This is a genomic window from Secundilactobacillus oryzae JCM 18671, assembly GCF_000740055.1.
Lineage (GTDB): Bacteria > Bacillota > Bacilli > Lactobacillales > Lactobacillaceae > Secundilactobacillus > Secundilactobacillus oryzae.
Genome location: NZ_BBJM01000038.1, coordinates 1 through 14333 on the forward strand (window position 1 = coordinate 1; position 14333 = coordinate 14333).

At 43.3% G+C, this 14333-nt stretch carries 13 protein-coding genes and 5 pseudogenes; 11 read left to right on the forward strand and 7 right to left on the reverse strand.

Translation table 11 applies throughout. The features are described from left to right. Nucleotides 1–102, reverse strand: a pseudogene (locus tag LOSG293_RS08480) (helix-turn-helix domain-containing protein); the annotation flags it as partial. A gap of 94 nt (nt 103–196) precedes the next feature. Here LOSG293_RS08480 and LOSG293_RS08490 point away from each other — a divergent pair. Then, a pseudogene (locus LOSG293_RS08490) lies at nt 197–718 on the forward strand (IS30 family transposase); the annotation flags it as partial. Nucleotides 719–750: 32 nt separating this feature from the next. Continuing rightward, nucleotides 751–973: pseudogene (locus LOSG293_RS10385) on the forward strand (transposase); the annotation flags it as partial. A gap of 17 nt (nt 974–990) precedes the next feature. Here LOSG293_RS10385 and LOSG293_RS10280 read toward each other — a convergent pair. Then, nucleotides 991–1116, reverse strand: coding sequence for a hypothetical protein (locus LOSG293_RS10280; RefSeq protein WP_268870197.1), 126 nt, complete (start codon nt 1114–1116; stop codon nt 991–993). 480 nt (nt 1117–1596) lie between these two features. Here LOSG293_RS10280 and nrdI point away from each other — a divergent pair, with 480 nt between their 5' ends. From nrdI to nrdF, 4 genes are all read left to right on the forward strand, one after another. Continuing rightward, nucleotides 1597–2055 carry a class Ib ribonucleoside-diphosphate reductase assembly flavoprotein NrdI gene (gene nrdI, locus LOSG293_RS08495; RefSeq protein WP_191976231.1) on the forward strand — a complete coding sequence of 153 codons (459 nt, stop codon included), beginning with the start codon at nt 1597–1599 and terminating at the stop codon, nt 2053–2055. A gap of 27 nt (nt 2056–2082) precedes the next feature. After that, nucleotides 2083–4230: a class 1b ribonucleoside-diphosphate reductase subunit alpha gene (nrdE, locus tag LOSG293_RS08500; RefSeq protein ID WP_034529343.1), complete on the forward strand. Its 2148-nt coding sequence runs from the start codon at nt 2083–2085 to the stop codon at nt 4228–4230. A gap of 106 nt (nt 4231–4336) precedes the next feature. After that, nucleotides 4337–5263: a ribonucleotide-diphosphate reductase subunit beta gene (locus tag LOSG293_RS08505; protein WP_034529317.1), complete on the forward strand. Its 927-nt coding sequence runs from the start codon at nt 4337–4339 to the stop codon at nt 5261–5263. Nucleotides 5264–5277: 14 nt separating this feature from the next. Beyond that, nucleotides 5278–6228: a class 1b ribonucleoside-diphosphate reductase subunit beta gene (nrdF, locus tag LOSG293_RS08510; RefSeq protein ID WP_027821209.1), complete on the forward strand. Its 951-nt coding sequence runs from the start codon at nt 5278–5280 to the stop codon at nt 6226–6228. 106 nt (nt 6229–6334) lie between these two features. Here the strand turns inward: nrdF and LOSG293_RS10390 are convergent. Together LOSG293_RS10390 and LOSG293_RS08515 are read right to left on the reverse strand one after the other, a co-directional pair. Then, nucleotides 6335–6456 (reverse strand): annotated as a pseudogene (locus LOSG293_RS10390) (hypothetical protein); the annotation flags it as partial. A gap of 39 nt (nt 6457–6495) precedes the next feature. Further along, nucleotides 6496–7243 (reverse strand): annotated as a pseudogene (locus tag LOSG293_RS08515) (transposase); the annotation flags it as partial. A 214-nt stretch (nt 7244–7457) separates the two neighbouring features. On the opposite strand from LOSG293_RS08515, the gene LOSG293_RS08520 reads away from it, so the two are divergent. Then, nucleotides 7458–8027 (forward strand): recombinase family protein, encoded by a 570-nt coding sequence (locus LOSG293_RS08520; RefSeq protein WP_034529323.1) that lies wholly within the window; start codon nt 7458–7460, stop codon nt 8025–8027. Between the two features lie 162 nt (nt 8028–8189). On the opposite strand, the gene LOSG293_RS10005 is transcribed toward LOSG293_RS08520, so the two are convergent. Together LOSG293_RS10005 and LOSG293_RS08525 are read right to left on the reverse strand one after the other, a co-directional pair. Next, nucleotides 8190–8339, reverse strand: coding sequence for a hypothetical protein (locus tag LOSG293_RS10005; protein ID WP_160171722.1), 150 nt, complete (start codon nt 8337–8339; stop codon nt 8190–8192). Further along, complete coding sequence (locus LOSG293_RS08525; RefSeq protein ID WP_034529326.1) at nt 8340–8897, reverse strand: hypothetical protein; 558 nt, start codon at nt 8895–8897, stop codon at nt 8340–8342. A gap of 88 nt (nt 8898–8985) precedes the next feature. On the opposite strand from LOSG293_RS08525, the gene LOSG293_RS08530 reads away from it, so the two are divergent. After that, nucleotides 8986–9633, forward strand: coding sequence for a Crp/Fnr family transcriptional regulator (locus LOSG293_RS08530; protein ID WP_034529329.1), 648 nt, complete (start codon nt 8986–8988; stop codon nt 9631–9633). On the opposite strand, the gene yaaA is transcribed toward LOSG293_RS08530, so the two are convergent. Further along, on the reverse strand, nt 9630–10376 hold the full coding sequence (yaaA, locus tag LOSG293_RS08535) for a peroxide stress protein YaaA (protein ID WP_034529332.1): 747 nt from the start codon (nt 10374–10376) through the stop codon (nt 9630–9632). The two genes, LOSG293_RS08530 and yaaA, sit on opposite strands and share 4 nt — an antisense overlap. A gap of 144 nt (nt 10377–10520) precedes the next feature. Between yaaA and pepI the strand changes: the two genes are divergently transcribed. From pepI to LOSG293_RS08550, 3 genes are all read left to right on the forward strand, one after another. Further along, a complete protein-coding gene (pepI, locus tag LOSG293_RS08540; RefSeq protein ID WP_034529334.1) occupies nt 10521–11396 on the forward strand; it encodes a proline iminopeptidase in 876 nt (291 codons plus the stop codon). A 113-nt stretch (nt 11397–11509) separates the two neighbouring features. Further along, nucleotides 11510–12241: a sulfite exporter TauE/SafE family protein gene (locus LOSG293_RS08545; protein WP_034529338.1), complete on the forward strand. Its 732-nt coding sequence runs from the start codon at nt 11510–11512 to the stop codon at nt 12239–12241. A gap of 31 nt (nt 12242–12272) precedes the next feature. After that, nucleotides 12273–14204, forward strand: coding sequence for an elongation factor G (locus LOSG293_RS08550; protein ID WP_034529340.1), 1932 nt, complete (start codon nt 12273–12275; stop codon nt 14202–14204). Nucleotides 14205–14333: the final 129 nt, after the last annotated feature.

The window sequence follows — 14333 nt, forward strand, 5'->3', positions numbered from 1 at the left end:
GATAGTGGTTTTACTAAAGCCTGAATAATCGGCAATATATTGAAGTGAGTGCTTTTCATGATGAAGTGTTTCGATGACAACGCGGTCTTCAAATGATAGTAGATTGTAAAATTAATCCGAACGCTGTTCGGACAAAAAAGATCAGCTTCCTCTAAAATGGTGTTTACCACAAACCCATCTTTTAGGAGCTGATCTTTTGTCTAGTATAACCTATTTTGAACGAATTAAAATCGAAACTTTTTGTGAACTAGGGCTGTCCAATATCCAAATGGGCGATCACGATGTGGTCGGAAAACTAAACTGAGTGACGAATTAAAGCAAACCATTCTAAACCATTTACGTCTAAGCTGGTCACCAGAAATGATTGCTCACGAATTTAAACTAGCTACTAAATCTATTTACAATTGGTTAAATCAGGGGAAAATTGATTTCCCCTGGAATGATCTACCTGAACATGGCGTACGTTGACCAACGGTCCAAGTATAACCAATCATTAGGTCAGTCAATTGAAAAACGACCAAGCGTAATTAATCAACGTAATCGCATCGGTGACTTTGAAATGGATACGGTTGTTGGCCCTCGAGGACATAGTAAGGCAGTTTTATTAACTTTACTCGATCGTAAATCACGTTTTCTTTGGGCTAACCAGCTAAAAGATCGGACAGCAGCAACTGTTAATGAAGCACTAACTAAGTTTCTAACAACTTTTAAGCGGCCTGGTTTCATTTGAACCACGGTAAGGTATCCAGGGTCTATTACTGTCATGCTTATGCCAGCGGCTGAACGCGCTAGTAATGAACGCTTTAATCGGAACTTACATTATTTTTACCCTAAAGGGACTTGTTTTGAGCACATTAGTGCTCAAGATTTGACAACTCTGTTACTCCAAATTAACCAAAGACCGCTTAAAGTACTCAACTGGCAAACACCTTGCCAAGTCATGCTGACTAATTTGTCAAAAAATTTGGATTAAAGTTGCAATCTACCGAATTAATTATGGCTCGTCAATTCGACAGCAAGACCAGCCGTCGGATTGCCAGTAACCTTCATCGCAACTCTAGTACGATCAGTCATGAGTTGAAATGTGGAACGGGTTGTCAAATTGGTGCTAATCATCAGCCTTTTAAGACCTACTTTGCGGATAATGCTCAATTGATTTATGACAACCATCGGATGGCCTGTCGCGCTGTAAGTTAGGTGTTAAGGGTACCTGAATTCTTCCGCCAATTAGTGTTTGGATTGCATTGTAAGCCGCGTATTCACAGTGTTGATTCCTTTGTACACTGGTTCAAAATGAACCAACCGGAACTACCATGTCCGTCGACGGCCGCTTAGAACTGACTAACAGTGAAGTTGCGCCGACGGGTAAAGTCATCTCGCAAGACTCACAGCCGCATGAATAATCGTCCTTTAGTGAAGCTGAAAATACCAATAGTGGGCTCATTTTAGCCACCTCGCATGAACTTTCCAACACAATTTTTAGCTCAATCAGACCTTTAACTAATTTACCTGATTGTTGCAATTACTATATGTAGTGCTATAATGTCATTCTAACCACCATATATAGAAAAAGGACGATGATTAGTTACGGAAACCATAAATATCCTCTACATCAGCTTGAGTGGCAACACAAAATATTTTGTTAGCAGACTGACAACATACTTTGAGAAAGAACGTCATGTTCGGGTTAGTTCCATTAATGTTAAAGAACACCCTGAATTCACCACTCTTGACCAGCCGTTTGTTACCTTCCTACCAGCCTTTCTTAAAGGTGGTAATGGGGTTAATGACGGTTATACTGAAATATTAACTACTATTTTGGGAGATTACCTCGCGTACGAAGGCAATTACCAGCATTGCTACGGTATTATCGGTAGCGGTAATCGTAATTTTAATAAGCAGTTTGCACTCACGGCTAAACAATATGCTAAACGCTTCGATTTTCCTTACATTACCGATTTTGAGCTACGTGGCACCGCACACGACATTCCTCGCATTGCCGATGCCATCTTAACCTATCGCAATCAATTTTGTTTTCAAACAACAAAGGAGTAATCCCTAATGGTAACTAGCACCCCAGAAATGGAAAATACCTATTTTTACTTAAATAACCTCGTAAACATCCCTGTCGACGGAGAAATTCCGCTATATTACGATCAAGAAGCCCTCAAGGCCTATTTTGAAGAGACGGTCGAACCAAAGACTAAACAATTTGATTCATTGGATACCAAATTAAACTACTTAGTCGACGAAGATTACATTGATCCAGATATCTTGAATCAGTATTCCCACGAATTTGTGCGGTCCTTGTTCGACCGAATGAAAGACCATCACTTCCATTTCCGCAGCTTTCTCGGCGCGTACAAGTTTTACACACAGTACGCCATGAAAACCAACGACGGACAACAATTCTTGGAAGGCTTTATCGACCGTGTTGTCTTCAATGCTCTCTACCTTGCAAACGGTGATGAGCAACTTGCTAATGACGTTGCCGATGAATTAATTTCACAGCGTTACCAGCCCGCCACTCCTACTTTTCTCAACGCGGGGAAAAAGCGCCGCGGAGAAATGGTGTCGTGTTTCCTAATTGATATGGCCGATTCCATGCTCTCTATTGGCCGTGGCGTTAATTCCGCCCTTCAACTATCACGGATTGGCGGTGGCGTCGGTGTTAACCTGTCAAATCTCCGTGCCTCAGGCGATCCTATCAAAAAAATTGCCAACGCCTCGTCCGGGGTTGTACCAGTGATGAAGTTACTTGAGGACTCATTTAGTTACAGTAACCAGCTTGGTCAACGTAACGGTGCCGGAGTGGTTTATCTCAACGTCTTCCATCCCGATATTTTACATTTTCTGGATACTAAAAAAGAAAATGCGGATGAAAAAATTCGGGTGAAGACCCTGTCCCTCGGGCTGATCGTTCCCGATAAATACTATGAATTGCTCAAGACTAACGAACCGATGTATCTTTTTAGTCCCTATGACGTTGAACGCGAATACCACACGCCATTTGCCTACATTGATATCACGAAGGAATATGACAACATGGTTGCCAACCCGAATATCGAAAAATCGGTCTTTAACGCCCGGAAGCTAGAACAAAAGATTTCTCAACTCCAACAAGAATCTGGGTATCCTTACATCTTGAACATTGATACGGCGAACCGCACGAACCCTGTCGACGGCAAAATTATTATGAGTAATCTCTGTAGTGAAATTCTCCAGCCCCAGGAACCCTCAGAACTTGATGATGATCTATCGTATAAGACCATTGGTACCGATATTTCATGTAACCTCGGATCAACTAATATTATGAATATGATTGATTCGCCAGACTTTGGTCGCTCGGTTGCGGTCGCCGTTCGCGCGCTCACCCTCGTGACCGATACAACCAACGTCAAGGAAGTCCCAACCGTTAAACATGGTAACGAACTTTACCATACGATCGGATTGGGTGCCATGGGTCTGCATACCGCCCTTGCACGCCACCAAATTGAATATGGCTCATCAGAAGCCCTTGAGTTTACGGATGCTTACTTCCTAGCCTTAAACTACTATTCACTCGTCACGAGTAACCAAATTGCACGCGAACGTCACAAAACCTTCGCCAAATTTGAGCAATCAAAATACGCCGATGGTAGTTACTTTGATCAATACCTGAACGCCGACTTTGAATTTAAGAGCACTAAAGTTGCAGAGATTTTCAAAAACATTAAATTACCATCTGTTGCCGACTGGGAGGCCCTCAAACAGGCCGTCATGGCGGATGGTCTTTACCATCGTAACCGACTTGCCGTGGCACCGAATGGTTCTATTTCGTACGTCAATGAAACGAGTGCGTCACTTCACCCAATCACACAATTAGTAGAACAACGGCAGGAAAATAAAGTGGGATCAATCTTCTACCCGGCACCCTACCTGTCTAACGAAACTTTGCCCTACTACACGCCCGCATATGATATCGACCAACGCAAAATCATCGATACCTATGCCGTAGCGCAAAAACACATTGATCAAGGCATGAGTCTGACACTGTTCATGCGTTCAGTTTTGAAACCCGACCTTTACGAGTGGAAGGACAATGACAACTTGAAGATGACGACCCGGGACCTTAACCGGTTACGGAATTACGCCTGGACCAAGGGCATCAAGTCACTTTACTACATTCGAACATTCACAGAAGACGATGAAATTAAAACGGCAAATGAATGTGAATCATGTATGATCTAGGAAATTCATTTGGGGTCTTACCGGCCGTTTAACACACCGGCATACGTTATTGGGTCACAAGACCCATATACCCATGAATCCTAATTAAGGAGACGAACAAATAACGATGGACTATTTATACTACAAAGCAATTAACTGGGATGATATTAAAGATAATTTCGATAAATACATGTGGGAACGACTCACCACTAACTTTTGGTTGGACATTCGGATTCCCATCACGAATGATCAAACGGCTTGGCAACAGCTATCAGATACTCAACAACAGGCCATTACTCGTATGTTGGCAGGTACATCAATGTTAGCCGTCTACCAATCAGAAGTTGGCACCCCTGCTATTCGCCACGATCGGAGAACTCAACAAGAAGAATCCGTATTAAACACCATTACCTTTATGAAATCAGTCCATGCCAAAAGCTGTACGACCATTTTCCGGGCTCTGATTCCGGGTAACGGCGATGAAAGTTTTACTTGGGCAGATGATAATGCCAATCTGCAAGCTGAAATCGACCAACTCGCTCAAACGAGCATCAATGGCACGGCTTTACAAAAAAAAGCCCTTTTTATTTTGACCGAAACTGGCCTTTCATTTGGTAAATATTGGACAACCCTTCAAACCCATTCTCTCGTCAATACCTACCAAATGTTGGCCAATATTCTTCGTGGAAGTGCCATCTTTAGTGCCTATGTCGGCTACAAATTTCACCTTGGGTTTGAAGACCTCGCGTCAAGTGACCAAGCCGAACTGCAGCATTGGATTAACACCCAGTTTGATCAACTCATGCAAACCGAAAAAGATTTCTTAGAAGCTAACCTTGACGATGCCACCGAAGCCATCAATCTGGCCTCCTATGGTGCCAATCATGCATTAATGTCACTTGGCTTTAACGCTGTCTACGAAGTTCAACCGTCTTCACTAGTGGCGCAACTCAAAGAACTGATGATTGACCAAAATCAATTCTTGCAACAGGTAACGGCTGCAAACAATGAATCGGACACTGAAAAAATGACCGATGACGACTACGACTTTTAAGGAGTATTCAACTAATGAGCTATAAAACAATTAATTGGGACATCATCGAAGACGAACTTGACGAATATGTATGGGATAAAGCAACGGCACAATACTGGCTGGATACGCGAGTACCTGTTTCTAATGATTTACGGGACTGGCGGACACTCTCTGGCACCGAAAAATCGGTTATCAATCGGGTTGTGGGTGGATTAGCCTTGCTGGACACACTCCAATCCGAAGAAGGAGTCGACGTGATGCGGCCCGACGTTCGGACACGAAAAGAAGCAGCAGTCCTCAATGACTTTTTGATGATGGAGTCAATTCATGCCAAAAGTTACGGCACTATTTTGACATCTTTGAACGATCAAGCCACTGTTGACGAAGTGTTTAAGTGGATGAACAATAATCCCCGAATGCAATACAAAGCCAAACGGATCAATGATATTTATCAAACGGGAAACAACCTTGAAAAGAAAGTCGCAAGCGTCTTTCTTGAAGGAATTTTGTACTACACCAACTTTTTTACCCCACTTTGGTACCGTGGTAACAATAAGCTGGCAAATCTTTCTGAAGTCATCAAACTAGTGATCCGCGATGAATCTGTTCATGGTACCTACCTCGGCTACAAATTCCAATTGGGATATAACGAGCTATCAGTGACTGAACAAAAACCATTCAAAAAGTGGATGGATGAGTTGCTCGATGATCTCCTTGAGAACGAGTTTGCGTTCACCGAAGAAGTCTACGCGCCGATTGGTTTAGCGGAAGACGTTAAACAATTCGTTCACTACAACGCCAACAAGGCGCTCCAAAATATGGGCTTCGAATCTCGCTTCCCCAATGCTGAGATTAAAGATATCAACCCAATCGTAATGAACGGAATTTCAACCGAAACGGCCAATCATGATTTCTTTTCACAAGTTGGTGCTGGCTATCTAATGGGTAATGCTGAAGCTATGAGTAGCGGCGACTATGACTTCTAACATAGGCTTCTAGGCATAATTCAAATTTAAAAAAGCCAATGTCCACAGGAGATATTAAAGGTGCCTCTGTCAACCGGTGTTGACGAAGTTATATTTAGAAACCAATTTATTTACGAATTGGTTTCTTTTTTCGATTTTGATTCCAATCCCGAATTCGATAAATAAAGGTTTTCCAGTTCTTGTAATCATACGCTGTTCTTTTGGTTTGCTTGATTTTACAGTTCACACCTTCTGCGAAATCATTTGATACCCGTCCGTAGTCATATTTTTTATGAGTTGTACCCGAGTTTGATTCAAAGCTTGTACGGCCATTTGAGCAAGATGAAGGTTATCCACGATCAGTTTGGCGTGTGGAAAGAGTGTTCGAAGAGCAGGTTGATATTGAGAATTAAAGTCCATGACAACCCGAGTTACGCGCTCACGATGACGTTTAGAATAACAATTGAGAAAGAAATTTTTAATATCAGCATTCTTACGCCATGGTAAAACTGTAATGTTGGGCACCCGCCGCAATAAAACTCATTTGTTCACCAGTCGAAACTCGTCGATACAAAGCATAGTTGGGAGACCGTTGAAAGCTGGTTGGGTGCCTTGTCCGAGTAACGTTATTCGGCGACTAATCGTATTGGTCGAGACATTGTATTGAGCCGCAATGCTCGCCATCGTACGGTCTTCAGTTAATAATGGATCAATGGCATGAAGACTGTTTTCAGATACTTGATGATGCTTTTTAACCAGTGTGGTCGTTGCTAAACTACTTTTACCACAGCTTTTATAGATAAATCGCTACTTCTTTAAGTTAAGAATGATGGTCTGTTCGCTAATTCTAGAAACTCTGATATAAAGCCATTCTTAACCATGGAACGTTTGCCACAACGTGCGCAAACAGTAACCGGATACATTGGCTTCGCAAGCACTTGTAGGCTTCCGTTAGTAGCTTCTTGAACAACTAAATCAGTAATATTTGGGTCTTTAATTTGGAGCAGTACTTTAGAGTAGAATGGTCTTGGGACATATCTGACACTCGCTTTCAATTGGTTTTGGTCGACTCGATTGTAGCACAGGACGATATGTCCTTTTTTTATCCGTAAACACCAAATATCATAGAGACATAATTAATAGAACAAGTAAAGTCACAACTTAACAGTTGTGGCCTCTTTTTTGATACTGTATAATTAAAGGGTTAGAACCGTGTCATTACTTAATGACATAAGTAAGGAGATAAAAAGATGAAATATGCCTATGCGCGGGTCATTACCACTGATCAAAAATTAGCAAATCAAATTGAGTTACTAAAATTGGCAGGAGCAGAAAAAATCTTTCAAGAAAAGTTTACCGGCACAACTACCGAACGACCGGAGTTTCAAAAACTGTTGCGCGTTCTAAAAACAGGCGATACTTTGATTGTCACTAAGTTGGATCGGTTTGCACGGAACACACGCGAGGCCTTAGCCATTATACAAGAGTTGTTTAAAGAAAATGTCAAAGTTAACATTTTGAATATGGGCTTAATTGACAATACGCCGACTGGACAACTAGTCTTTACAATATTTAGCGCCTTTGCGCAGTTTGAACGCGATATGATTGTCACGCGAACACAAGAAGGTAAATTGTATGCCAAGCAACATGATCCGTTGTTTCGGGAAGGGCGACCGAAAACGTATTCCGATGAACAGATCAAATTTGCTTATGAGTTACGACAACAGGGGATGACTTATAAGATGATTGAACGAAAGACGGGGATTAGTAAACGCACGCAACAGCGACGATTTAAATTAGTTAAAAACAATATATTTTAAAACTGTTTACACCATACCAAAAGGGGCTTCGAATACGAGGCCCCTTTTAGATTTAGCTATTAATCCGTATTAAAGTTAATGGCTAGCTCCCAGTTCAACCTTTTATTTACAATCTACCGAATACTAAAAAGCCTGATCCCAATCGGAATCAAGCTTTATTTTTTAATGCTTATTCGGTTCTAATAAATGTGCTACACATTCAATCATCATTCCGGCGAACATCATGTACATGGCGAAATCCATATTCATTTTCAGCATGCCAACTAGGCCGATGATGTAAATGATGAGGACGATTAAATGGACTAATTTCATTTAGTTGACCTTTTCGATTTTACCAACCGCGATTGGTAACGTAACGTGGGCATCGAAGTGACCGACCATTCCGGCTACGGATTCTGGCAAGTCGAGGGATGCGGGCACACCGTGAATGTAAACCACACGCTTGTCGAGTTGAAGGTCTTTGCTACCAAAGGCTTTTTCGAAGTTAGCCTGTAGCTCAGGTAGGGGAACCACTTTGGTGTAAGAGAAGTGACCCTTGTCGTCCGAAACGGGGTAGCGGTCGTGAGGAATATCCATATGTTCAGGAGCATCGTCAAACGGTACCATTGTTGTACCAGAAACGGCTTCTGTTTCCATCAAATCAACAAAGCCGTCATGGTTGGCGTCTTGTGCTTCAGTTGCAATTGCAGCTGATTTGCCATCTGGGAAGCCATGGAAATGTTCCCAATGCTCAGTGTTAGCGGGCGTGTCGAACATTTCAATCGTGATGGTCAATTGATCATTTTCCTCAACAAATGTTGCGGTACCGTGAGCACTTGAGCCAATTTGCTTGTCGTTTAATGGGACGATTTCTGCTTGATATTTAGTCATGATAAAATTCCTCCTCTGATTAACTGTCCCTAGTGTATAATCAAAACCAGGAAAATAAATTGATATATGTCAATTTTTGGAGGGCGTTATGGAAAAACATTCTGCATTCGAGTGCGTTAAATCAGCACCAATTTTTATTGGACTGGACGATGAAACGCTCAAAAAATTAACCACTATTTCAACGCATCAAGAATACTGTCCAGCAGGAACGACCCTGTATGAGGCGGGATCTTATGTCGATCGGTTGCTCGTTGTTGATAAGGGTCGTATCAAAGTGTATCGCTTGGATGAGGATGGGCAGGAGCAAATTCTCTACTTTTTAGATGGTCATGCGGTTGATAGTGAGGCGGCGTTGTTCACAAATGCCACACACCATAATTTTGCGGAAACGGTTGAGGATTCGCTAGTTTGCTCGATTCGCAAATCGGATTTTCAGCAATTATTGGAAGAAACACCGTCACTAGCCGTCAGTATTATCAACGCATTTGGTAATCGGCTGACCGATTTGGAAAATCGGAGTGCTCGCTATGGCACGTTAACCGCGCATGACCGACTAGCCCAGTACCTAGAGGACACAGCCGGACAAATTGGGAGTCGCTACTTCAAACTCCCCTTGAGCAAACGGGACCTGGCAAACTGGTTGAACATCACTCCTGAAACACTGAGTCGTCAATTTTCTAAATTGACTCAGGAGGGCACAATTGAAATGGCGGGAAGAATGATTAGACTGCTTTAATTAGCTTTCACAAACACTAACTTATCAGTTGTTGACCATTGCTCATCAAACTGATAATTCAAATGGTCAAAGTGTTTGAGTTGATCGGTGGTTTGCACATTGTTTTCGGCTATGAACCGAACGATTTCGCCACGCGCCATTTTGGCCAGCGTCGCCCGGGTTTTGATTTTACCATCAATTAATTGGCCAAAGACGATATTGATAAACGTGTTATCGGGCTGTAAATAGGGTTGAATCGCCTTGGCATATTCTTGTGAGGCGAGATTGATGATGGGCTCAGTCGCATTGTCACTTAAAGCATCATAAAGTTTGTTGTCCCAAAATTGATACAAATTTTGACCAGCCAGGTTGAGGTCAGACTGCATTTCTAAGCGATAGGGCGTAATTCCGTCAAATGGCCGTAAGATACCGTAAAAGCCGGAGAGAATTCTGAGATTCTCTTCTACATAACGTAGTGCCGGTTCGGTGAACAAATCGGGTGCCATGTATTGATATTGAATGCCGGTAAACGCCATCAAAGCAGGGGTTAGATTGTCTTTTAAATTTAGTTGTTGAAGGCGTTCATAATTCTCGCGAGCGATTTTATCGCTACAATGCCAAATAGTCTGGAGTTCATCGTACGAATGTGAGCGAAGCGCGGCGAGGATGGTCTCGGTTTCTGCTAAATATTGAGGTAGCGCCGTACTGGCAAAGCTATCAGTATCGACTTTCATCTTTTTGGCTGGTGAAATAATAATTTTCATAGTTCGTTCCTTTTACGTAAAATTTCTGATACCAACATAGCACAAATAAGTTAAAAATGTTTCACGTGAAACTCCGTCGTTCATTCGGCTAAATAAGGCGTACAATGAATTCTAACAAATTCATTAGAAAAAGGACCGATTGCCATGAAAATTGAAGAGGGCTATATGCCATTTCGTGAGTATCAAACTTACTATAGAATCGTGGGAGAACCCAGTGATAAGGCACCACTGCTGCTAATTCATGGCGGTCCTGGTTCTTCGCACAACTATTTTGAATTAATGGATGACTATGCTAATACTGGCCGTCAGCTAATTATGTATGATCAAGTTGGCTGTGGAAAATCCTCCTTACCCGAAGATGAAAGTGTTTATGTCAAGGAAACTTGGGCGGAAGAGCTGATTGCGTTGCGTAAGTATCTCCATTTAGATGAAGTACATATGCTGGGTCAATCGTGGGGTGGCATGCTTGAAATGTATTACCTGACGAGCTTCGATCCTAAGGGCATCAAGAGTGTCATGATTGACGGGTCACCAGCCTCAATCAAGTTGTGGACACAAGAACAACACCGCTTAATTTCCTATCTTAGTTATGAGGATCGTGAAGCCATCGCCGAAGCGGAGCGCACTGGTGATTTCACGGGTCCAAAATATTTAGCAGCCAATGACCGTTATATGGAACGTTATTGCTGGGACGACCCCGACGGAAATTCACCAGAGCCCTTACGCCGACCAACGAACGGTAAACGAGCAAGCTTGATTGCTGAAGGGCCAAACGAGTTTACCGAAAATGGTACCATTAGTGACTTCGAGGTGACAGATCAATTGAAGAATATCCACGTTCCCGTTTTAGTCACCAACGGGACCGACGATTTATGTACGCCATTGATTGCGAAATCAGTTTATGATCAGATTCCTGGTGCTAAATGGCACTTATTCGCGAATAGCCGTCACTTAGCGCTACTGGATCAGCACGATGAATTCATTAGCGTACTGGATCATTGGTTAGCCGAAAACGATTAAATCAATTAAGCCGACATCCACGGATGTCGGTTTTACTTTGGCCCTAAAAGTGGGATATGATAGGAGAACAATTTACACGTTGGAAAAATAATTTAATTTGAACGGAGTACGAAATGACGTTAGTTTTAATCATTTTAATCGCCCTTTTTGGCGCCTTAGTCCGAACGGTTTTTGGATTTGGAGAAGCGTTGGTCACGATGCCATTGTTAGCCTTAGTTGGTTTTAATATTGAGTCGTCTACCGCTTTAATTGGTATTCTAGGACTCTTGGTGGCCTTGCCAGCAACCTTTAAATACCACACTAAAATTGATTTTGCAGTGGTCCGTCGCTTGGTATTTGGCTCGCTATTTGGCGTTCCGGTCGGGATTGCGTTGATTAAATATGTAGATCGGAGTTTAGTGCTTCATTTGTTTGGCCTATTTCTGATTTGCTATGGCGCCTACAGTTTGATCAAAGTTCTACGGCAGCGACCAACTCAAGCTCATTTGAAAGCAAACGGGTGGGATTATGTTGCTGGGATTATTTCGGGTGCATTAGGTAGTGCGTTTAATAGCCATGGGGTTCCGGTTGTTATTTATGGGACCCTGAAAAAATGGCCAGTAGACACGATGCGCGGTATTCTTCAGGCGCATTTTGTCTGCGTCGGAATTATTGTGGTCGCAAGCCAAATTGCATCGGGATTTTGGTCGTTGGAAGTCATCAAACTACTGATGTTCATCGTGCCACTACTGTTGGTGGTTATTCCATTTGGTAACTGGTTGAGCGCCCATATTGCCAGCCAAACGTTAGTGAAATATATTTATTTGTTATTAATTATTTTCGGGGGCTTATTAGTTTTCCGATAAGACGCGATTACTTTAAAGGGAGAATCCAATCATGAAGCACGTTATAGCGGGGATTGTGGCGCATGTTGACGCCGGAAAAACCACTCTTTCAGAAGCTATGCTGTACCAAACGGGTGAAGTGCGCAAACTTGGACGAGTTGATAATGGTGACGCCTTTCTGGATCCGGATGATCTGGAGAAGAAGCGTGGCATCACCATTTTTTCGCATCAGGCAAACCTAACCTTTCAAAACCTTAATTTAACGCTACTCGACACCCCGGGACATGTGGACTTTGCGAGTCAAACTGAACAAGTTTTGAGTGTGCTGGATTATGCTATTTTAGTGGTTTCGGCTACAGATGGTGTACAGGGCTACACTCGGACGCTATGGCGGTTGCTGGAACGCTATCAGGTGCCGACTTTTATTTTCGTGAATAAAATGGACGTACCGGGCGCCCAACGCGAAACCATTGTGGCAGAGCTACAACGAGAATTGGCTCCAGGGGCACTAGCATTTGGCGAAACGCTGACGCCAGAAACCGAAGAAGAGGTCGCCATGCAGGATAACGACGTATTGGCGAACTACTTAGAAACCGGCGAATTAGCGGACGATACGGTACGCCAGTTAATTCAAACTCGTACCGTTTTTCCCGTATTTTTTGGCGCAGCGCTAAAACTTGAAGGAGTTTCGGAATTGCTGAGCGGAATTGAAAAATGGGCGAACGAAGCACCAGCGAATTCAGAATTTGGAGCCAAAGTTTTCAAAATTTCCCGTGATGAAAAGGGGGAACGGCTGACCTGGTTGCGAGTGACGGGTGGGACGCTTCACCCTAAAGACATTATTTTAGGGGGGCAAAAGGTTAATCAATTGCGCGCTTATAATGGTGTGAAGTCTACGACGCAAACAGAAGTCGTCGCTGGCGGTGTTACGACCATTCCGGGGCTTCATGATACTTATCCCGGGCAAGGAATTGGTGCAGCAACGGATGAGGCGGCACCAACGCTCCAACCGGTGTTGACCTACTCGTTTGACCCCAAAGGCCACGATATTCACGAATGCTTGACGATTTTGCGTGAATTGGAGGATGAAGATCCCCAACTTCACGTGACATGGCAGGAACAACTCCAAGAAATCCAAGTTCAAATTATGGGTGAGATTCAGCTCGAAGTTTTAAAACAACTTTTGTTGGATCGTTACCAGTTAGATGTTGATTTCGGCGAGGGTAACATCTTGTATAAGGAAACCATTGCGGACACGGTTGAGGGCGTGGGGCACTTTGAACCCCTTCGGCACTACGCGGAGGTCCATTTACTCCTTGAACCGTTGTCGGCGGGAAGTGGTCTCGTTTACGATACCAACTGCTCATTGGAAATGTTGACGCATAACTGGCAGCAACAAGTTATCTCTAATTTAAAGGCTAAAACGCAGTTAGGGGTTCTGACGGGTTCACCCATCACCGACATGAAAATCACGCTGGTGGGCGGTCGGTCGCATATTAAGCATACGGAGGGTGGCGACTTTCGGGAGGCGACCTGGCGCGCATTGCGCCAAGGTCTGATGATGCTCAAACAACGGGGAAAAGCTGTTTTATTGGAGCCGTGGTATCGATTCCGCTTGGAAGTTAGTCAGGACCAAGTTGGGCGGGCAATGAACGATATCCAACGCATGAGCGGTACGTTTGAGACGCCAGATGCCACCGATGACAACGCTAAGGCAGTTATCACCGGTGTCGCTCCAGTTGCTGAAATACAACACTATGCGCAAGAAGTTGCGGCGTATACCCATGGAAAAGGGCAGCTAGAATGTTTGGTAGATGGCTATCGACCAGCGCACAATGCCGAAACGGTTGTCACAGAAATGGCTTATGATCCAGTTGCGGATCTGGCTAACACGCCGGGATCCGTTTTCTGCGCGCACGGTGCGGGTTATCCTGTAGCGTGGGACGAAGTACTGTCAGCGGCACATGTCCCTTATTTAAACTAAAAAACATTGTCAGCCAACCGCTTTAATAGCAGGATATACTCCTCTTTGGGTAGACAAGCAAATAATCAAAGCTTGCCTACCTAAGGAGGAGTTTTTCTATGGGCAGAAAAGGTTCTCGCTATACGATTA